Source organism: Lachnospiraceae bacterium oral taxon 096, assembly GCA_018141845.1.
Taxonomy (GTDB): domain Bacteria; phylum Bacillota; class Clostridia; order Lachnospirales; family Lachnospiraceae; genus F0428.
This window is the reverse complement of sequence record CP073340.1, coordinates 1498164-1518258: the sequence shown is the minus strand read 5'-3', so window position 1 is coordinate 1518258 and position 20095 is coordinate 1498164. Positions and strand designations below refer to the sequence as shown.

Here is a 20095-nt window from a genome sequence, read left to right as displayed (position 1 = left end):
CGGATGTTTGTCAATCACTATTTCTCTGTAAGTCGTCTTGTCTCTCTTGCAATGGCAAGCTCCTCATTGGTAGGGAATAGAACAACCTTTGCTGTAGAATCATCTGTTGAAATAATTCTTGCCTCTCCACGAATGTGATTTCTCTCTGGATCAATCTTGATACCCATATATCCAAAGGCATCACCGATCTCTTGGCGAACACGCATATCATTCTCTCCAATACCACCTGTAAAGGCAATGGCATCCACACCGCCCAGTGCTGCGATATACGCTCCAATATACTTAATCAAGCGATAGCCAAAGGCCTCCATTGCTAATTTTGCATCTGGATTGCCATCGGCCGCTGCACTCTCGACATCTCTAAAGTCAGAAGATTGATATCCGCCCATTGCAAGAATTCCTGATTTCTTGTTCAAGATATCCAAAACTTCATTTGGATTTTTGCCCTCTTTATTGTACAAAAATTGTACAAATGCAGGATCAATATCTCCCGAACGAGTTCCCATAATCAATCCTTCAAGTGGGGTAAGACCCATAGAAGAATCGATGCACTTTCCACCAATAGACGCAGAAACTGATGAACCATTTCCAAGATGGCAGACAATCACTTTGGCCTTTTGAGGGTCAAGATTGGCAAATTGAATAACCTCACCTGATACATACATATGGCTTGTTCCATGGAAACCATAGCGACGAATTGAATATTTATCGTAGTACTCCTTAGAAATTGCATAGCGATAAGCCTTCTCTGGCATACTCATACCAAAAGAAGTATCAAATACAGCTACATTTGGAATACCTGGCATTGACTTTTCTACGGCCTCAATACCCATAAGGTTTGCTGGATTATGTAAAGGACCAAGGTCAAAGTACTCTCTAATTTTTGCCTTTACATCCTCATCAATAATAATGGACTCACTGTACTTTGTTCCACCATGTAATACTCGATGTCCCACAGCAAAGATTTCACTCTTATCTGTAATGACTCCATGCTCTTGATCTGTCAACACAGAAAGTACAAGGTTAATAGCTACTGTGTGATCAGGCATTGGCTCTTCCACCACATACTTTTCTCTTCCTGGAACTTGATGTGTCAATTTTGATCCCTCAATATGGATTCTCTCACAAAGTCCTTTTGCAAGAACTTCTTCTGTCTCCATACTAATCAATTGATATTTCAGTGAAGAACTTCCACAATTAATAACTAAAATCTTCATGTTGATAATCTCCTTAATTATTGATTATTCGTCTGCTTGTGCTTGTACAACTGTGATGGCTACAACACCAACGATGTCCTCCCAAGAACAACCTCTAGAAAGGTCATTGACTGGCTTTGCAATACCCTGACACATTGGGCCATAAGCATCTGCCTTGCCAAGTCTTTGAACCAACTTATATCCAATATTTCCTGCATCAAGATCAGGAAATACCAATACATTGGCCTGTCCCGCAACCTTTGAACCCGGTGCCTTGCTTGCTGCAATTTCTGGAACAATTGCGGCATCCAACTGCAACTCACCATCGAGCAAAAGTTCTGGTGCCTGTTCCTGTGCAAGTTTTGTTGCCTCAACCACCTTGGTGACATCTGCATGCTTTGCACTTCCCTTTGAAGAATGACTGAGCATAGCAACTTTTGGCTCCTTGCCAACTAAAAGCTTAAAGCTGTCTGCAGAAGAAAGAGCAATTGCGGCAAGTTTCTCTGGATCTGGGTTTTGCTCAAGACCACAGTCCGCAAATACAAATGTGCCCTTCTCACCAAACTCACAATCTGGCACTTCCACCAAGAAGAAAGCTGATACCAACTTTGTGCCTGGCTTTGTTTTAATAATCTGTAAACATGGGCGAAGTGTGTTGGCTGATGAGTGACAAGCACCACTGACCATACCATCGGCATCACCATTTTTAATCATCAAGCAACCATAGTATGCATAGTCTGTAAGCATCGTTTTTCTTGCCTCTTCGTGAGTCAAGCCCTTAGCCTTGCGAAGCTCTACAAATAGATCCTCATACTCCTGTGTCTTTTCATAGGTGTGTGGATTAATGATTGTGGCCTTTGAGATATCACAACCAGCAGAATTCTTTTCAATCTCCTCAGGGGTACCAATAATAATGATATTGGCAATTCCCTCCTTTAACACGGCCTCTGCTGCCTTAAATGTTCTTGGATCCATAGACTCTGGCAAGATAATTGTCTTATTTGCTTTTTTTGCCCTAGCCTTAATTTGTTCCATTACTCCCATTGTATTACCCCTTTCATATCATCGCATAAAGCGTATTGAAATACACTTTTATAATTATAGTATAGTGATTGCAGATAATTCAAGCAAAATTTTGTTTTTTTGACTATACAACTTTTGTTTTATCTGCTAAAGTTATGGAAAAAATAACTGGAGGATACTATGGAAAATCAAAAAAAGGTGATTGGTATTATTGCCGAATACAATCCCTTTCACAATGGTCATGCCTACCAAATTCAAAGAGCAAAAGAAATGGCCGACGCAGACTTTGTTGTTGTGCTGATGAGTGGTCATTTTACTCAGCGCGGAGAACCTGCCATTTTTAACAGCCACACCCGCACAAAAATGGCTCTACTCGGTGGTGCTGATGCTGTATTTGAAATGCCCGCTCCCTTTTCCTGTGCCAGTGCTGAAGATTTTGCCAGCTATGGCATCAATCTCTTTGGAAGTCTTGGTATTCCCTATATTAGCTTTGGCACAGAGGGAGCAAGTGCTAAGGAATTACTTTACCTTGCCTCATTGCTAAAAAATGAAAGTCCCACCTATCAACTTCACCTAAAGGAATTGCTACTCCTTGGCAGCAGTTTTCCCCAAGCAAGAGAAGGGGCTCTCCTTGCACAGATGAAAGAAGATGGTCTTTCAAGCGATGAACGATTTCGCTACAAAGAAATTCTCCAAAGCCCCAACAACATCCTTGGCATTGAGTACATGAAAGCCAAATTAAATTATCGCTCCCCCATCCTTCCCATTGCCATTCCTCGCATGGGCAGTAGCTACCACGATACTTCCCTGCCAAAATTTCAAGACTTTGCTTCAGCCTCGGCCATAAGAAATTCTATTTTTCAGCATCACAATGATTACTCTCCCTTTGTTCCTCATAGTGTTCTTTCTCTGCTCAAAGAAGCAAAGCCGCTTCCTCGAGATATTCTCTGTGACCCGATATTTTATCGCATTCTCATGCTACAATATGATGATACTCCCCTAAGTCATTTTTTTGATGTCAGCCATGAGTTATCAAGGCGAATCATCAACTATATTCGCCAAGGTAGTAATTATGAAGAATTTATCACCAATATAAAGCCCAAACAATACACCTTTTCTCGGGTTAGCCGTGCACTGCTCCATATCTTTTTGGGAATCACAAAAAAAGATATGCTCGAATACAAGGAGGGAAAACTAGCCCCCTATGCAAGACTAATCGGCTTTAAAAAGGAATCTTCTGATCTACTCACTCAACTAAAGAAAAATTCCTCCATCCCCATCATCAGCAAACTCGCCGATGCCAATCATATCCTCTCAACATCTCCCACTGCCCTCAAACTTCTCTTCTGTGAAGTTCACGCTGCTCATCTATACCGTGCCCTCTACTATTCTTGCTATAGCGAAGAACTCCCCAATATCTACCAGCAACCACTGGTCATCATTTAATGCAAAAAGAGCAGGCCTAAAGCCTGCTCTCTTTTAAAAGAATTAGTCTTCTTTTCTCTTTTTTGCTACTACTGCTGCACCTGTTGCACCAATAGCAAATAAACCAAGATACAATGCTGGGTTAAACTGATCAGCTGTCTTTGGCACTTTGCCCTTTCTGACATCAGATGTACCTGCTACGCCGCCCTTTGTTGACTTTGACTTAGCACCACTTACACCATTGACACCAGACTTTGTTCTTGCACCATTTGCACCATTGACACCAGCATTTCCCTTAACACCATTTGCTCCATTGAATCCACGATTTGCTGGAGCACCATCTACTGTAGCCGTATCATCAGTTGTGTAACCTGGAGTTACATTTGATGTTGTGTTATCTGTAGTTGTGTTATTTGTTGTATTCTGGCTTGTTCCATTTGTGTCCACTCTTCTACCTGGAGTTGAGGAGCCTGAACCGCCACCTGATGACTTCGTTCCGCCGCCAGTGCTTCTGCGTCTTAAGTCTGAAGGTGTTGCTGTTCTTGTATCTGTGTTGGTATTTGTGTTGGTATTTGTATTTGCATTGCTATTACCTACAGGAACATTGTAGTAGTAAGTTGCAATCAAGTTGCCATTTGCATCCTTCTCTGTAACCGTAATTCTTGCAGAAGTAAATCCTGCTGGAATTACATAGTTATAAGTTGTTGCTGGCTTTCCATCGACAACACTGTTTGTTGTAGATGCTGGTCTACCAAACTTTGCATCCAAAATCTGCTTTGCCTGTGCACCTGTTTTGCCATTGACAGCAGCAAGTAATTGATTCAACTGTTCCTGTGCCTGAGCATTGTTATTTGCTGGGTTCACTGGTGTTGTACCATTGTCGTTTGCTGGGTTCACTGGTCTTGTACCATTGTTGTTTGCTGGGTTCACTGGTCTTGTATTGCTGTTTGATGCTGCAGATGTTGTCGCAAATGTATCAACTGGATTGCTGTTAACAAGTGCTACGACACCAAAGGCCATCATGGAAGCTACTGCACCAGTAGCAATAGCTACACGTGTCTTATTTAAATTCTTTCTCATTGTAAAACACTCCTTCTTCTTATTTTAACCTCAAAACAATTGTAGTTATACCATTATTTACAATGGGTTGCAAGGTTTTTCATATTTTGTAATGTTTTCGTAAAATATAGAAAAAAATTTAATAAAAGAAGTCAATGCAACTGCGATTTTCCATAAATGGGCGAATAAACTTTTCTCCTGCCTCCACATGAAGCGGATGGGTGGCATAGGCCTTTAGTGCCTCTTCATCTTTGACTTCTGCAATGACCGCAACATCCATGTTACTACTTGGCAAGGTCTCGGTAACAAAAGTAATCTTTTGAATTGCTGGCACCTTTCCATATAGGCCTTCAATAGCTTCCTTGGCTTCTCTTTTTACTTTTTCAACATCCTTGACTTCCTTTTTTATATTCCACATCACAATATGCTTTAACATCTTCTCCATCTCCTATTGGTTTTTCTTAAACACCTCAAATACCTGATCATAATTTCCTGTATATTGAGTGTAGATTTGACTTTCCTTCTCGATTGGCTGAAATAGGTACTGGGCATCTTGCTTGGTATCAAAGGAGGTCAAATCGACAAACATCCATTTTCCCTGAATGTTGATCTCATTCCATGTATGATTCGTTGTCACGCTGCCTGTCTTAAATTGCCCAGCCACGACATTGGTCTGCAATCCACAATAGCGTCCCAAAATATAAAACAACGCCGCATAGGACTGACAAGTTCCCTTTCCTGTAGCTAACATTGGCGCCGCCCCATAATTGCTGTGCGTATAGTCATAGGACGAATGCGTACAAATATAGTCTGCAATATACTTTGCCTTTGAAAACTCATCCATATTTGCTGTCTTGGTCTTTATTTTCTTTGCGACATTGTAGAGGGTATGGATGTATTGCTCATTTTGAGCAATATTTTCTTCTGTATTGGCATTGGCCAGTGCCACAAACACCTTGTCCCCACGCTTTGCAAAAGCATAAGGATAGGTTGAGGCTACAGCATTGCTACTCATCAATAACTTCGCATCCGGTGCATACTCTCCAACTTTTGTAAACCACTCGCCAGGATTAGCCTTTGTCACACTCGCCACCATCGAATCAATACCCAATTGCCGAATTGTGGTATCATTTTCATTTGCATAGAGATCAGTGGCAATGGCTCTGACGGTATTTTGATCTGCCATGGCCGAAAAGGATGCCCCCCATACAATTGCCGCAGTAATTGCTACAATCTGCCCTATTCTCATATTATTCACTCCCTCAATCACTCTTTATCTAAGAAAAAAGACCACACGACTGCAGTCGGTGGTCCTCCCTCAAACTATTACTGTGCCATCTGCTTTGCAACTTCTGCTGCAAAATCTTCAGTCTTCTTCTCGATACCCTCACCTGTCTCAAAACGAACAAATGACTTAATCGTAATCTTTGCATTATTTGCCTTTGCAACTTCCTCAACATACTTTGCAACGGATTGCTTTCCATCTGTTGCCTTTACATATGCCTGGTCAAGAAGACAGATCTCCTTTAACTCCTTGTTGATACGTCCCTTAATCATACCTTCAATTACATTTGCAGGCTTTTGAGACTCCTTAGGATCATTGGCAATCTGTGCACGAAGGATTTCCTCCTCCTTAGCAATATAGTCAGCATCTACTTCCTTATCTGATGTGTAGAGTGGCTTAAGTGCTGCAATCTGCATTGCGATATTTCTGCCCATCTCCAAAATCGCATCGTTGACAACATCTGTTTCGATGTCAACTAAAACACCAATCTTTCCGCCAGCATGGATGTAAGATACAACAACACCATTGTCCTCATGTACCTGCTGGAAACGACGGATATGCATATTCTCACCGATGATGGAAATCATGCTAGAAAGCTTCTCATTGACAGTTAAGGAGTTATCTAGTGCCCACTGCTCTGCAAGGAATGCATCGATATCTGCTGCCTTTGTTGTCAAGGCCTGCTCTGCAACCTCATTTACATAGCTTTGGAACTTCTCATTCTTTGCCACGAAATCAGTCTCTGCATTCACCTCAACAGCAACTGCACTTTTTCCATCTGCACTAACAACGGTTGCAACAATACCCTCTGCTGCAATACGTCCTGCCTTCTTTTGTGCACCAGCAAGTCCCTTCTCACGAAGGAAATCGACTGCCTTGTCCATATCTCCCTCTGTAGCTGCAAGAGCCTTCTTGCAGTCCATCATACCTGCACCTGTCATTTCTCTAAGTTCTTTCACCATTGCTGCTGTAACTGCTGCCATTTTTGTCCTCCTCAATCTCAATTATGATAAATACAGCCCTGTAATACTACAGGGCTATTGTGCTTATAATAAATTATGCCTCTGTTGTCTCTGCATCAGCTGCTGCACTCTCAGCCTCTTCTGCTGAAACTGCCTCGCCCTGCTTTGCCTCGATAACTGCATCGGCCATTCTTGACACGATCAACTTCACTGCGCGGATAGCATCATCATTGCCAGGAATGCAATAGTCAAGCTCCTCTGGATCGCAGTTTGTATCACAGATACCGATCAACTCGATGCCAAGATTGTGTGCCTCTTGGATACAAATTCTTTCCTTCTTAGGATCAACAATAAAGATTGCATCTGGAAGCTTCTTCATGTTCTTGATACCGCCGAGGTTCTTCTCTAACTTATCCCACTCCTTCTTGATCTCAATGACTTCCTTCTTAGGAAGAACGTCAAATGTTCCATCCTGGCTCATCTCTTCAATCTTTTGAAGTCTCTTAATTCTTGACTGAATGGTCTTAAAGTTTGTCAACATACCACCGAGCCATCTCTCATTGACATAGAACATTCCACAGCGCTCAGCCTCTTCCTTAATTGTATCCTGTGCCTGCTTCTTTGTACCTACAAAGAGGATTGTGCCGCCCTCAGCAGCTACATCGGCAATTGCCTTGTATGCTGCATCGACCATACCGACACTCTTTTGAAGATCGATAATGTGGATACCATTTCTTTCTGTGTAGATGTATGGAGCCATCTTAGGGTTCCATCTTCTTGTCTGATGTCCAAAATGAACACCTGCCTCGAGTAATTGCTTCATTGAAATTACGCTCATTGTTTTTCTCCTTTGGTTTTTCTCTTCCGTCTATGCGCTGCACGGAGTACCCTTTGGGCACCGCTCCTACCCTTGCACAGACGTGCTTTCTAAATTAGCTATTCGATGATATCATATTCTTTCCTAAAAATCAAGAAAAATCCTAATGATTATCGTATTGTTGTGCACTCTTTACTCTCTTTAGTTCATCAAAGACAACATCATTGAGCACCTTAATATAGGTTCCCTTCATTCCCGAAGATCTACTTTCAATCACCCCTGCACTCTCAAACTTTCTCAATGCATTGACAATGACACTTCTTGTGATGCCCACACGGTCAGCAATCTTACTGGCCACTAAAATGCCCTCATTGCCTTCTAATTCATCAAAAATATGTGTAATTGCAGATAACTCCGAAAAACTAAGTGTGGAGATTGCCGATTTTACAATCTGTACTTTTCGATTTTCCTCTGCATTCTCCTCATTGACACTGCGCATCATCTCTAGCCCCACTACGGTTGTGCCATACTCGCTCAATATAATATCATCAATATCAAATGGATCGCCACACTTATAGATAAATAGTGTGCCCAATCTCTCCCCACCAATGTCAATTGGCGTAATAATTGCTTGATACTTCTGACAATTTTCTCGGTCAAAACCCAAGGTGACTAGATTTACATTCTCCTTTGTCGACAATATCGAGAGCAAGCGCTCATTGAGTGCTCTGTCCACAAAACCTCCCACTTGATTGGTCAACATCTCTTGAATATCCTCTGTATCTGGATCGTCACCAATACCTAAAACCTTCCCCTTTTTGCTAATCACAAGAATATTTGACTTTAAGATGCCACTCAATACGACACAAAAGTCATTGAATACTACTTTATGCGAATGATTATTATGCAAAAGCTGATTAATCTTTCTCGTCTTATCCAATAGTTCTACACTCATCCCAAAAGCCTCCTTATCGAAATACTCCAGCACTTTAGATAAGTAAATATTAGCACAATTCTAATAAATACGCAATAATTGTGTGTTATTTTTCTTCTTTCGGAATTGTTTCCATATAGCCACATTCTTGATCGGAACAAAGGTATTTATTGCCCTTAATCACCATATATTTTCCGCATTCTGGGCACTTCTTATTTGTCGGACGATTCCAAGACATAAACTCACAAGTTGGGTTATTTTCACAACCATAGTAAATTCTTCCCTTTTTCGTCTTTTTTATACAGACTTCTCCCCCACACTCTGGGCAGGTCACACCAATTTTTTCTAAATATGGCTTTGTATTTTTGCACTCTGGAAATCCTGGACAAGCTAAAAACTTTCCATGCGGTCCATATTTAATGACCATATTTCTTCCACAATTTTCACAAATCACATCCGTCTCTTCATCTCGAATAGTCACGGACTCCAGTTCCTTTTCTGCCACCTCTACAGATTCCTCAAGGTCAGGATAAAAATTTTCAATCACTCGCTTCCAAGGCATCTTTCCCTCTCCAATAGAGTCAAGAAGCATTTCCAAATTCGCTGTAAAATCCTTGTCAACAATGGTGGCAAAATGACTCTCCATCATCGAATTGACCACTTGACCAATCTCTGTCACATAGAGATTTTTTTGTTCCTTGACAATATAGCGCCTAGCCAAAATCGTAGTAATGGTCGGTGCATAGGTCGAAGGACGTCCAATTCCTTGTTCCTCAAGAGCCTTGACTAAACTGGCCTCAGTATAATGTGCTGGTGGTTGAGTAAAATGTTGCGTCTCGATCAAATCTTTTTTGGCGAGAATATCCCCCTTTTTTAACTTGGAAATAACCGTATCGGAACCCTCTTTTTCTTCGTCCGAGCTATATACGCCCATAAACCCATCAAAGCTGACACTGGAACCTGCCATTGTAAAGAAGTACTCCCCCGCCTTTACTTTGACAGAAGTTGTCTTATAAATCGCTGGCTTCATTCGGCTGGCTGTAAAGCGCTTCCAAATCAATTGATACAGCCGAAAATGCTCTCTCGAAAGGCTGTCCTTTACTTTGACTGGTGTGAGTGTGATATCGGTTGGTCGAATTGCCTCATGGGCATCTTGAATCTTTGTCTTCTCCTCCTTCTTTTTCGGAGCATCCATAACATATTCTGCACCATAGGTTTCTGTGACAAATTTTCTGGCACTTTCATCAGCCTCTTCAGCTACTCTTGTCGAATCTGTACGCAAGTAAGTGATGAGGGCAATCGTTCCCTTTCCCTCAATCTCTACACCCTCATAAAGTTGCTGTGCGATGCGCATTGTCTTTTGTGTTGAAAAGTTTAATGTCTTACTCGCCTCTTGTTGTAAAGTCGAAGTCGTAAATGGCAATGGAGACTTCTTTATTCTTTGTCCCTCATTGACCTCATCCACAACATAGTCCACATTTTCTAATGCAGCTAAAATAGCATCACACTCTTTTCTGCTGGCAATCTCCATCTTACTCTTTTTGCCATAGAATTTAGCATCCAAAATTTTTTTGCTGACATTTGAAGTAAACGTTCCCTCAATCGTCCAATATTCCTTAGGAATAAAGGCATCAATTTCTGCCTCTCGATCACAAATCATTCGAAGAACCACAGATTGTACTCGTCCTGCTGAAAGTCCACGCTTTACTTTTTGCCACAACAAAGGGCTAATCATATAGCCCACCATTCGATCAAGTACACGCCTAGCCTGCTGTGCATCTACAAGATTCATATCCAATGCCCTTGGATGTTTGATGGCCTCTTTAATCGCATTTTTTGTAATTTCATTAAAACTAATGCGATAGATTTTTTTTCCGCTCTCGTCTAGTTTCAGTGCCTTTGACAAATGCCAACTAATCGCCTCGCCCTCTCGGTCAGGGTCAGTAGCTAGATAAATCTTATCTGCTTTTTTTGCCGCCTTTCGCAAGTTGGCCAAAATCTCTCCCTTTCCACGAATCGTAATATACTTTGGTTCAAAGTCATTTTCAATATCAATCCCCATGGAACTCTTTGGCAAATCACGCACATGACCATTTGATGCAACAACTTCATAACCAGAACCTAGATATTTCTTGATTGTTTTCACTTTTGCTGGTGACTCCACAATAACCAGACTGCTCGCCATGTTCTTCTCCTTTAATTATTTTTTGCATAGTAATGGCTCGATACTTGCCGCACAAGTCCCTTTAACTCCAGCTCAAGTAAAATCGCTGTCAACTCCCCAAAATCCATATTCACTTCTGTGGCAATATCTTCCAAAAATTTAGATTGTAAATCGAGGCAACTATACACCCTTTTTTCATTTGTTGCAAGCAAATCTTGTAAATTACCCTGTACCTGAAGCTTCTTATCCCGCAATATTCCTAAGCTCTCCATCATCACCTCTGGACTAGTGGCAATGCTTGCTCCCTGAAAAATCAAGGCATTGCATCCCTTACTCATCGGATCACTCACTCTTCCTGGAAGGGCAAAAACTTCCTTTCCCTGCTCTAGAGCATGCTCTACCGTAATCAAAGATCCCGATCGTTCTCTGGCTTCTATCACCAAAACAATGTCCGAAAGCCCCGAAATAATTCGGTTTCGAATGGGAAAATTTTTCCCCAGTGGCGAAGTGCCAAGTGGATACTCGCTCATGATTCCTCCGCCATCTTTTGCCATTTTTTCATAGAGTGTGTAGTTTTCCTTTGGATAGGCAATATTGATTCCACATCCAAGAACACCAAAACTGAGCCCAAAACGAATGGCCCCCGCATGAGCAGCCGCATCCACACCATGAGCTAGACCACTAATGATTTGTACGCCATTTTCTGCCAATACCTTGGCATACTCTCTAGCCATAGAAATTCCATATTCGCTGGCATCTCGACTCCCCACAATGGCCACACTCTTTTTTTCCTCTTTTGGCAACTGCCCTCGCACATATAATCCCATTGGCGGATGATGAATTTGTCGCAATTTATCGGGATAATTTGGCTCAAGTGGTGTCACAAATGCAATTTTTCTCTCTGTCAATTCTTGATAGCGTTCCTCTATCTCAAGCCAATTTTTTTGCTCCAGCAATAGTGCATGAATTTGATCCCTTCGCAAAATTTCAAATTCCAACAGTTCTTTTTCTTCTATATGCAATAAGCGAGACAGTGGCTTAATTTTTTCATAAAGCCTTTGAATACTTGCTGCCCCAAACCCTGAAATTTCAGAGAGAAAAAATAGCATCTTCTGATCGCTAATGTCTTGTACTTGCATTGCTTTCACCTCCCCAATATTTTTCTTCCATCACACGAAAACTCAAGGCCTGTGCCAAATGAGGTCTTAAAATCTGCTCGCTATTGGAAAAATCTGCAATCGTCCTTGCCACCTTTTTTACTTTTTGTAAGGAACGAACACTCATCCCCTTTTGCACATAAATTTCCTGCAAAAATTGTTCATCTTCTGGAAGCAATTGGCAATAGCGAAGTATCATTTGGGCATCCATCTGGGCATTCCATAAAATCGTGCTCTTTGCAAATCTTTTTCTCTGTATCTCCACCACCTGCATAATCTTTTCTCGAATGCTTATACTACTTTCTCCCTTTTCCATTTTTACGCTCTCCCTCGCATTGATCTCCACACAAATATCCATGCGATCGACAATGGGACGACTAATCCTCCCCCTATATCTAGCAATATCTCCCGGCGTACAATGACAGCGACTCCGATCGGGATAAAACCCACATCGACATGGATTCATTGCTCCACAGAGCATAAAATCTGCTGGAAAAGTATAACTTCCACCCAACCTTGTAATGCGAATGCATTTTTCTTCTAAGGGCTGGCGAAGTCCATCCAATACATTCGGTCGAAATTCTGCAAATTCATCTAAAAATAAGACACCTCCTGATGCCATCGTAATCTCTCCTGGTCTTGGTCTTTGTCCTCCACCACAAAGAGCACTTGCCGATATCGTATGATGTGGTGCTCGAAATGGTCTTGCTTTTACCAGTGCACAATCTTTTGGCAGTAGACCACAAATTGATTGAATTTTAGAAATTTCAAGTCGCTCCTCTTTGCTCATCAAAGGCATAATTTTAGGGATGGCCATAGCCAGCATTGTCTTTCCCCTGCCTGCTGCTCCTATATAGAGAATATTGTGATGTCCTGCAACGGCAATCATCGTTGCCTGCTTGGCAAACTCCTGCCCCAAAATGTCTGAAAAATCGACCTCCCCATCCACAACTTCTTCCTCTTCCTTTACTTCAGCCAAAAAATCATCTTCTGAAACTTGATCATTACATATTTGAATTAATTCCTTTAAATTTGACACAGCAATACAAGAAATTCCCTCCATCACTGCGGCTTCCTTTGCATTTTGCACTGGCAAAAATAAGCGGGTAAACCCATGCTTTTTTGCTGTCTCTGCAATCACAAGTGCCCCATGCACTGGCAAAATTTCTCCAGAAAGCGATAATTCTCCTACAAAGATTGCCTCTTTTGTCTTTGTGGATTTCATTGCCCCATAGGCAAGCAACATCGCCACCGCAATGGTCAAATCAAAACCACTGCCCTCTTTTTTTATATCAGCAGGACTTAAATTAATGACCACTTTTTTTGGCTTTACACAAACCCCCGCATTCTTTATGGCCGAGCGAACACGCTCGGTTGCTTCCCGAACTTGACTTGAAAGATAACCAATGATGGAAATTCCTGGAAGCCCATTGGAAACATCTGTCTCACAACAAACGAGCATACCCTCAACGCCATAAATACCAACGCCATACGCCTTACTGACCATAGCCTCACCACCTATCAAATATCCAATTTTTACTTAACATTGAAAATATCTGGCGAAATGCCAAGATTGTACAAGAATTTATACATATTTAGACTACTACAAAATCAAAAAAATTGCAAGCAAAAAGGAGGTAGTCAATCCACCTCCTTGTCACTTGCTTACTCGTAACGCAATGCTTCAATAGGATCTTTTTTTGCTGCCTTCCTTGCAGGAAAAATACCAAAAAACACACCCACTAGTGCAGAAAACCCAACTGCAATCACAATACTTGGAATGCTAATGACCACACTCATCTTTAATATTGCACCTGCAGTGGAAACGACACTGACAGCAAAGAGAACGCCAAGCATTCCACCAACCATAGAAAGCACCGCAGACTCAATTAAAAATTGGGTCAAAATATCTTTTGTGGTTGCACCCAATGCCTTTCTTGTTCCGATTTCTCTTGTTCTTTCCGTCACCGATACCAGCATAATATTCATAATACCGATACCACCGACAAGTAAAGAAATGGCTGCAATGGAACCAAGAACAATAGAAAGTCCTCTCAAAACTCCATCGGCCTGTGTCATAGATTCCTGTGCAGATTCAAGCTGAGTCTCCCCTTCACTTCTTTTCTTTGTCTTGCTGACATAGGATTTAAAACTTCGATTAAATTCTCCCAATTGTTCATTGGTCATCTTTGGATTTGCAAAAAAGCGAAGAATACTCATTCCTCTATTATGTTCTTCATCAAATAGACTCCATGGCACATACACGGTTCCACTCAAAGTATTGCCCATCAATAATTTCTGAATCGGGCTCATATTTAGGCGATACACTCCCACAATATGAAATTCTGTCATTGTCTGATTAAAATTAACACGAAATGTCCGTCCAACGACATTATTTGTCCCATAGAGCTCCATAGCATCTTTTTCTGCAATCACACAAGCTGTGCGCTTCTTTTCCACATCTGAAGTACTGAGAAATCTTCCCTCCACCATCTCCATCTGTGGCTGTAAGGAAAGAAAATTGTCAAGCACTCCACTGAGGGAGATGCTCTCCTTCTTTAAATTGGTCTTCAACTCAATATTGGCCGAATCCATGGCATCAATATAGACAAGATCCTTTCCAAATACGCTCTTATACTTTTCAATGTCATCTATGGTAAACAAATCGGACTCTCGAAAATCCTCCCCGCTGATATGGAGCATTCCCTGTGTCACACCAATTCCCGCATAAATGTCAGAAAACATCTTTCGCACACTGTCTCCCAAGGCCGTCGTAATAATCACGGAGCCAATGCCAATAATAATACCTAACATCGTCAAAAATGCACGCATTTTGTTGGCCAGAATGGCCGCAACCGCCATCTTGAAGTTCTCAACTAACACGATGAATTCCTCCTCCTTCTGTAATCGGTGTTGGATTTTGATTGATTTCATCAGAAATCATCACGCCATCATTAAAGGTGAGAATGCGATGGGCATATTGGGCAATATTGTCCTCATGTGTAACTACAATCACCGTATTGCCCTGGGCATTTAACTGGGCAAAGAGCTCCATAATCTCCACTGATGCCTGAGAATCCAAGTTTCCCGTCGGCTCATCTGCAAGAATAAGGGGCGGACGATTCGAGAGTGCTCTGGCAATAGCCACTCTCTGTCGCTGACCTCCAGAAAGCTCATTTGGCTCATGATTCATTCGTTCGGAAAGTCCAACCATTGCAAGTAACTCCATTGCTCTTTCCCTTCGCTTTGATGGTTTTACACGAGCATAGGTCATTGGAACCTCTACATTTTTTAAAATGCTCATTCGGCTGATCAAATTAAAGGACTGAAAGACAAATCCAAGTTTTGCATTTCGCACACGGCTGAGTTCATCCTGACTCATCTTGGCCACATTGATGCCGTCAAGATAATAATCGCCAAGGCTTGGTCGGTCAAGACATCCCAAAATATTGAGCAATGTCGATTTTCCTGAACCCGAATGCCCCATAATGGCCACAAACTCTCCCTGCTGAATGCTCAAAGAAATCTTTTTTAGCCCCAGTACTCGCACTGCACCTGTGTCATAGATTTTTACCAAATTCTCTAAACGAATAATTTCTTTCATCGACTACTCCACTTTCTCTTGACTTGATTTTGTCTTATCCCCTGCTGTCGCCGAATCATCCTCTCCCGTTTGCAGTTGAACCTGTTCTCCTTCCATCAATTTTGTGTCATAGGTCTTGACATAGTAAGCTGTATCCTCTCCAGGCATTGGATTTTCCTTTAATTGCGCATTGATATCGTCTTCAATTCCCGTTTCCACAGGTACAATATGTACGGTATAACCATTATTTCCATCTGGTTGTAGCATCTGAATCACCGTCTTTCCTGTGCCATCATCACCAATAGCGGAAATCGGAACAATGTAGGCATCCTGAGCTGAATCAAGGACAATCTTTGCCTTAGCTGTAATCCCAGAAATAAGTGCCGTATTGGCATCGACAATTTTTACCTTGACAGGAATCACTCTCTCTGTACTTGTCTCTGACTTTTTCTCACCTGTTGGGCTGATGGAAGTCACCTCTCCACGCACAGTATTGCCCTCTCCAAGGATGTCCGCACTGATGCTCACTGCCTGACCAATCTTTACCTTTCCAATATTGTACTCACTGATATCTAATTCCATTTGCAAATTCTGTAAGTTCTCAATGCTCATCATTATGCCCTTACTTTGTGTTGCATCGACACCATCGGCAAATTGACCAACTTTTGTATTGACTCTGGTAATGGTTCCAGAAATAGGTGCCTTGATAATAACATCATCTAATTTTTTATTGAGCTGATCCAGTTCTGTTTGTGCATTTTGAATGTCAATATCAAAGCTCTGATCAGGGATAACCTTTCCATCCTCTACATCAAATCCATCCACCACACGCTTGGCATCATCCAAGGTCTTTTGTGCGTTGTCAAGCTCAGCCTGAGGAGCTGCCCCTGCGGCAACAAGTTCACTCTGGCGATTGAAATTTTGTTGTGCTGTGTCCACATCAGCCAAGGCCTTTTCATAGGCCTTTTGATCTTCTTTTTGCTTGGCTTCTTTTTGAGCAACTTTTAGTTCATAAGCTCCCTTTGCTGTCTGGATATTCTTTTGAATGTCTTCTGGATCAATCTTTGCCAAAACGGCTCCAGCTTCTACATGGTCACCTTCTTTCACTAAAAGTTCTGTCACCTTGCTGTGAAGACCTGAAGTAATATCTACACTGTCACTTCCCTCAATTGGTCCTGTAATCACCAAAGTGTCATCAATATTTCCCTTCTCTAGCATCTGTGCACTGACCATTGGCAATGTTTTTTTCTTTGGCATAAACTTTTTCACTGCAAAGACAGCCAGCACAATGACCACAATACCAATGACCAATTTCCCCACAATACCTCGTTTTTTCTTCATCTTACCACTTGGCTGCTCCATCATCTTTTGGATTTGCTCGTCAACATCTTTTTCCTTTCCTTTCATTATCTCCTCCTTTCAAAGTTATCTGCCAACTGGGGCATAGGTTCCCGTCGCATAGTCAATGCGATACCCTGGCATGTCATTGCTCACAATAATATGTTGATTAATGCTTCCATCATCAGATAAAATATCCACCGTCACTTCCCTAGGAACCAATTCATCTCCCTGATAAATCGGTGTGGCAATATAATACAAACTTCCCTTTTTATTCTGTGTCAAATACTTCTTTGCCAGTGATTCTGGATATTGCATTCCCTCGTCACCATCCCCTGTGCCCACATTCTGTGCCCGAGTTCCTGTAATTAAATTATAGCCTTTATCATCTCCACCCAGCGTATGGGCAATGAGATGGGAGCGATTGTAAAATGTTCCATTATAAGATTTTCCATTGGCATATTTTACGCTGACCCTTCCATTGCTCACCCAACCACTTGGCTTGATTTTACTGATGTCAGCTCTGGCATCTTGACCTCGCTTGATATTATTGTAGGTCAAATATCCATGAGCCGCTAATGTTCGATTGAGGCGATCGTAGCCATCGTATTTAATATCTCCCTTTCTCAGTTTTTTGTCCTGTGAAGAAATATTGGCCTTTCCTACAACCTTATAAAACTCTGGATAGCGCACATCTCCTGAAAGTTGTGTTTGGTCCGTTTGATGCACCCCTGGCAATACGCCACGAAAAAAATAGAGTACAAGAATGACTACAATGGCCAATATCGTCTTTAGCTTATTATTCTTTTTTAAATCTTCCAACACTTTCTCCCTCTAAAAAAATGGGGATATGCCTAAGACACACCCCCAAAAAACTTTAATCTTCAAATCCATTTGGATTATTCTTTTGCCATCTCCAAGCATCCTGACACATCTTTTCGATATCTCTTTTGGCCACCCAACCAAGTTCCTCCTTTGCCTTTGTGGCATCGGAGTAACACTGTGGTACATCGCCCGCTCTTCTTGGTTTAAACTCCCTGCGAATGGTCAAATGATTGGCCTTTTCAAATGCATTGATGACATCCAAGACAGAATAGCCAACCCCTGTTCCAAGATTGTAAATTCTAACCTTCTTTTCATCTCTTAACATCTTATCCAATGCCTTGACATGACCATCAGCCAAATCCACAACATGAATATAATCTCTGACACAGGTGCCATCTGGAGTTGGATAATCATTTCCAAATACACCTAGACAATCTAATTTTCCAACAGCCACCTGTGTGATATACGGCAGAAGATTGTTTGGAATGCCTCTTGGATTCTCACCGATTAATCCCGACTCATGGGCTCCTATCGGATTGAAGTAGCGAAGAAGCATCACACTCCACTCTGGATCTGCTGTATGTAAATCTGTTAAAATCTGCTCGAGCATTCCCTTGGTGCGACCATAGGGATTGGTAATCTCTCCCTTTGGACACTCCTCTGTAATTGGCACAAATGCTGGGTCTCCATACACCGTTGCACTAGAAGAAAATACAATATTCTTACATTGATGATTTCTCATCACATCACAAAGAACCAAGGTTCCCGTGATGTTGTTGTGATAGTACTCCAGTGGTTTATACACCGATTCGCCCACCGCTTTTAGTCCAGCAAAGTGAATGACCGCCTCAATCTTTTGCTCGTGAAAGACACGCTCTAAGCCGTCTTTATCTAAACAATCCACCTCATAAAAGGTAACTTTCTTTCCTGTGATTTGTTCCACTCTCTCCAATGATTTCTTGCTAGAATTGACGAGATTATCCACGACAACAACCTCATAGCCCGAATTCAATAGTTCAATGCAAGTGTGGCTTCCAATAAATCCCGCACCACCAGTCACTAATATTGACATTCTTCTACCTCCAACAGATAAATTTTGTCTATATTATACATCAAACTTCAAGATTGCGTCAATTATTTTTATATTTTAATGATGGAAAAGGCGAATTCCTGTAAACGCCATTGCAATGCCATATTGATCGCAAGTTGCAATCACTTGGTCATCTCTCACTGAGCCTCCTGGCTGAGCAATATACTCCACTCCACTTCGCCTTGCGCGCTCAATATTATCACCAAATGGGAAGAACGCATCGGATCCAAGGGATACACCAGTCAATGTCTCTAGCCAAGCTCTCTTCTCTTCCTTAGTAAATTCCTCTGGCTTTCTTGTAAACAAATGCTCCCATCTGCCATCACTTAATAATTCTTCCACGCTGTCATCTCCAATATAGACATCAATGGCATTATCTCGTTCTGCTCTCTTGATTCCTTCCTGAAATGGTAGAGAAAGCACTTTTTCATTTTGACGAAGATACCAATTATCAGCCTTGTTCCCTGCTAGCCTTGTACAATGAACTCTCGATTGTTGACCTGCACCAATCCCAATGGCTTGACCATCCTTGACATAGCAGACAGAGTTTGACTGAGTATACTTTAAAATAATTAAAGAAATCACCAAATCTTCTTTTGCAGATTGTGGAATGTTTTTATTCTGTGTCACCACATCTTTTAGCAAATCAGCATTGATTGACAGATCATTTCTTCCCTGCTCAAAACTAATGCCAAAGACTTGCTTTCTTTCGATTGGCTCAGGCACATAATTGGGATCAATCGCAATAATATTGTAGTTGCCATTTTTCTTTTGCTTTAGTATGGAAAGTGCCTCCTCTGTATATCCTGGTGCAATCACGCCATCGGAAACCTCCCTCTTAATCAATTTGGCTGTCGACGCATCGCAAATATCACTAAGAGCAATAAAATCTCCAAAGGAAGACATGCGATCTGCTCCCCTTGCCCTTGCATAGGCACAGGCCAACGGACTAAGTTCTTCATCTTCCACCCAATAAATTTTCTTTAACACATCACTTAGCGGTCTGCCCACAGCAGCTCCCGCAGGAGAGACATGCTTAAATGAAGTTGCCGCAGGAAGTCCCACCGCCTTTTTTAATTCGCTGACTAACTGCCATCCATTGAAGGCATCAAGAAAATTAATATATCCAGGTCTTCCACTGAGCACTTCAATCGGAAGGTCCTTGCCATTTTCCATAAAGATTCTTGATGGCTTTTGATTTGGGTTACAACCGTACTTTAATTGTAATTCTTTCATT

Annotated in this window: 18 protein-coding genes; 1 reads left to right on the top strand and 17 read right to left on the bottom strand. The window is 41.6% G+C overall.

Translation table 11 applies throughout. The features are described from left to right. Nucleotides 1–17: 17 nt before the first annotated feature. Nucleotides 18–1217 (bottom strand): acetate kinase, encoded by a 1200-nt coding sequence (locus J5A74_07530; protein QUI95235.1) that lies wholly within the window; start codon nt 1215–1217, stop codon nt 18–20. 24 nt (nt 1218–1241) lie between these two features. Then, nucleotides 1242–2240 (bottom strand): phosphate acetyltransferase, encoded by a 999-nt coding sequence (gene pta, locus J5A74_07525; protein ID QUI95234.1) that lies wholly within the window; start codon nt 2238–2240, stop codon nt 1242–1244. A gap of 159 nt (nt 2241–2399) precedes the next feature. On the opposite strand from pta, the gene J5A74_07520 reads away from it, so the two are divergent. Next, nucleotides 2400–3665 carry a nucleotidyltransferase family protein gene (locus tag J5A74_07520; protein ID QUI95233.1) on the top strand — a complete coding sequence of 422 codons (1266 nt, stop codon included), beginning with the start codon at nt 2400–2402 and terminating at the stop codon, nt 3663–3665. A gap of 42 nt (nt 3666–3707) precedes the next feature. On the opposite strand, the gene J5A74_07515 is transcribed toward J5A74_07520, so the two are convergent. The 15 genes from J5A74_07515 to J5A74_07445 form a co-directional block, all read right to left on the bottom strand. Beyond that, nucleotides 3708–4724: a hypothetical protein gene (locus tag J5A74_07515; GenBank protein ID QUI95232.1), complete on the bottom strand. Its 1017-nt coding sequence runs from the start codon at nt 4722–4724 to the stop codon at nt 3708–3710. A 118-nt stretch (nt 4725–4842) separates the two neighbouring features. Then, nucleotides 4843–5139 carry a Dabb family protein gene (locus J5A74_07510; protein QUI95231.1) on the bottom strand — a complete coding sequence of 99 codons (297 nt, stop codon included), beginning with the start codon at nt 5137–5139 and terminating at the stop codon, nt 4843–4845. A 12-nt stretch (nt 5140–5151) separates the two neighbouring features. Beyond that, the gene (locus J5A74_07505) at nt 5152–5952 is read right to left on the bottom strand and encodes a transglutaminase domain-containing protein (protein QUI95230.1); all 801 of its coding nucleotides are present in this window, start codon (nt 5950–5952) and stop codon (nt 5152–5154) included. Between the two features lie 77 nt (nt 5953–6029). After that, nucleotides 6030–6971, bottom strand: coding sequence for an elongation factor Ts (locus tag J5A74_07500; protein QUI95229.1), 942 nt, complete (start codon nt 6969–6971; stop codon nt 6030–6032). Between the two features lie 73 nt (nt 6972–7044). After that, nucleotides 7045–7788, bottom strand: a complete 744-nt coding sequence (gene rpsB, locus J5A74_07495) for a 30S ribosomal protein S2 (protein QUI95228.1) — start codon at nt 7786–7788, stop codon at nt 7045–7047. Between the two features lie 142 nt (nt 7789–7930). After that, nucleotides 7931–8722, bottom strand: coding sequence for a GTP-sensing pleiotropic transcriptional regulator CodY (codY, locus tag J5A74_07490; protein ID QUI95227.1), 792 nt, complete (start codon nt 8720–8722; stop codon nt 7931–7933). A gap of 85 nt (nt 8723–8807) precedes the next feature. Continuing rightward, nucleotides 8808–10886 (bottom strand): type I DNA topoisomerase, encoded by a 2079-nt coding sequence (gene topA, locus J5A74_07485; protein ID QUI95226.1) that lies wholly within the window; start codon nt 10884–10886, stop codon nt 8808–8810. A gap of 11 nt (nt 10887–10897) precedes the next feature. Then, a complete protein-coding gene (gene dprA, locus J5A74_07480; GenBank protein QUI95225.1) occupies nt 10898–12004 on the bottom strand; it encodes a DNA-processing protein DprA in 1107 nt (368 codons plus the stop codon). Next, nucleotides 11985–13529, bottom strand: a complete 1545-nt coding sequence (locus J5A74_07475; GenBank protein QUI95224.1) for a YifB family Mg chelatase-like AAA ATPase — start codon at nt 13527–13529, stop codon at nt 11985–11987. Before J5A74_07475 ends, dprA begins: the two co-directional genes overlap by 20 nt. 158 nt (nt 13530–13687) lie before the next feature. After that, a complete protein-coding gene (locus tag J5A74_07470) occupies nt 13688–14905 on the bottom strand; it encodes an ABC transporter permease (GenBank protein ID QUI95223.1) in 1218 nt (405 codons plus the stop codon). Then, the gene (locus J5A74_07465; GenBank protein ID QUI95222.1) at nt 14895–15626 is read right to left on the bottom strand and encodes an ABC transporter ATP-binding protein; all 732 of its coding nucleotides are present in this window, start codon (nt 15624–15626) and stop codon (nt 14895–14897) included. Before J5A74_07465 ends, J5A74_07470 begins: the two co-directional genes overlap by 11 nt. Before the next feature lie 3 nt (nt 15627–15629). Then, nucleotides 15630–17012, bottom strand: coding sequence for an HlyD family efflux transporter periplasmic adaptor subunit (locus J5A74_07460; protein ID QUI95221.1), 1383 nt, complete (start codon nt 17010–17012; stop codon nt 15630–15632). An 18-nt stretch (nt 17013–17030) separates the two neighbouring features. Continuing rightward, the gene (locus J5A74_07455; GenBank protein ID QUI95220.1) at nt 17031–17765 is read right to left on the bottom strand and encodes a DNA/RNA non-specific endonuclease; all 735 of its coding nucleotides are present in this window, start codon (nt 17763–17765) and stop codon (nt 17031–17033) included. Between the two features lie 55 nt (nt 17766–17820). Beyond that, on the bottom strand, nt 17821–18840 hold the full coding sequence (galE, locus tag J5A74_07450; protein ID QUI95219.1) for a UDP-glucose 4-epimerase GalE: 1020 nt from the start codon (nt 18838–18840) through the stop codon (nt 17821–17823). Between the two features lie 75 nt (nt 18841–18915). Further along, complete coding sequence (locus tag J5A74_07445) at nt 18916–20094, bottom strand: phosphoribosylaminoimidazolecarboxamide formyltransferase (protein ID QUI95218.1); 1179 nt, start codon at nt 20092–20094, stop codon at nt 18916–18918. Nucleotide 20095 lies beyond the last annotated feature (1 nt).

Bases quoted from the DNA above. Each gene is read 5' to 3' on its own strand.
- dprA (QUI95225.1), bottom strand. From the start codon at position 12,004: ATGCAAGTACAAGACATTAGCGATCAGAAGATGCTATTTTTTCTCTCT.
- J5A74_07505 (QUI95230.1), bottom strand. From the start codon at position 5,952: ATGAGAATAGGGCAGATTGTAGCAATTACTGCGGCAATTGTATGGGGG.
- J5A74_07530 (QUI95235.1), bottom strand. From the start codon at position 1,217: ATGAAGATTTTAGTTATTAATTGTGGAAGTTCTTCACTGAAATATCAA.
- J5A74_07465 (QUI95222.1), bottom strand. From the start codon at position 15,626: ATGAAAGAAATTATTCGTTTAGAGAATTTGGTAAAAATCTATGACACA.
- topA (QUI95226.1), bottom strand. From the start codon at position 10,886: ATGGCGAGCAGTCTGGTTATTGTGGAGTCACCAGCAAAAGTGAAAACA.
- codY (QUI95227.1), bottom strand. From the start codon at position 8,722: ATGAGTGTAGAACTATTGGATAAGACGAGAAAGATTAATCAGCTTTTG.
- J5A74_07500 (QUI95229.1), bottom strand. From the start codon at position 6,971: ATGGCAGCAGTTACAGCAGCAATGGTGAAAGAACTTAGAGAAATGACA.
- J5A74_07475 (QUI95224.1), bottom strand. From the start codon at position 13,529: ATGGTCAGTAAGGCGTATGGCGTTGGTATTTATGGCGTTGAGGGTATG.
- rpsB (QUI95228.1), bottom strand. From the start codon at position 7,788: ATGAGCGTAATTTCAATGAAGCAATTACTCGAGGCAGGTGTTCATTTT.
- pta (QUI95234.1), bottom strand. From the start codon at position 2,240: ATGGGAGTAATGGAACAAATTAAGGCTAGGGCAAAAAAAGCAAATAAG.
- J5A74_07520 (QUI95233.1), top strand. From the start codon at position 2,400: ATGGAAAATCAAAAAAAGGTGATTGGTATTATTGCCGAATACAATCCC.
- galE (QUI95219.1), bottom strand. From the start codon at position 18,840: ATGTCAATATTAGTGACTGGTGGTGCGGGATTTATTGGAAGCCACACT.
- J5A74_07515 (QUI95232.1), bottom strand. From the start codon at position 4,724: ATGAGAAAGAATTTAAATAAGACACGTGTAGCTATTGCTACTGGTGCA.
- J5A74_07445 (QUI95218.1), bottom strand. From the start codon at position 20,094: ATGAAAGAATTACAATTAAAGTACGGTTGTAACCCAAATCAAAAGCCA.
- J5A74_07510 (QUI95231.1), bottom strand. From the start codon at position 5,139: ATGTTAAAGCATATTGTGATGTGGAATATAAAAAAGGAAGTCAAGGAT.
- J5A74_07460 (QUI95221.1), bottom strand. From the start codon at position 17,012: ATGAAAGGAAAGGAAAAAGATGTTGACGAGCAAATCCAAAAGATGATG.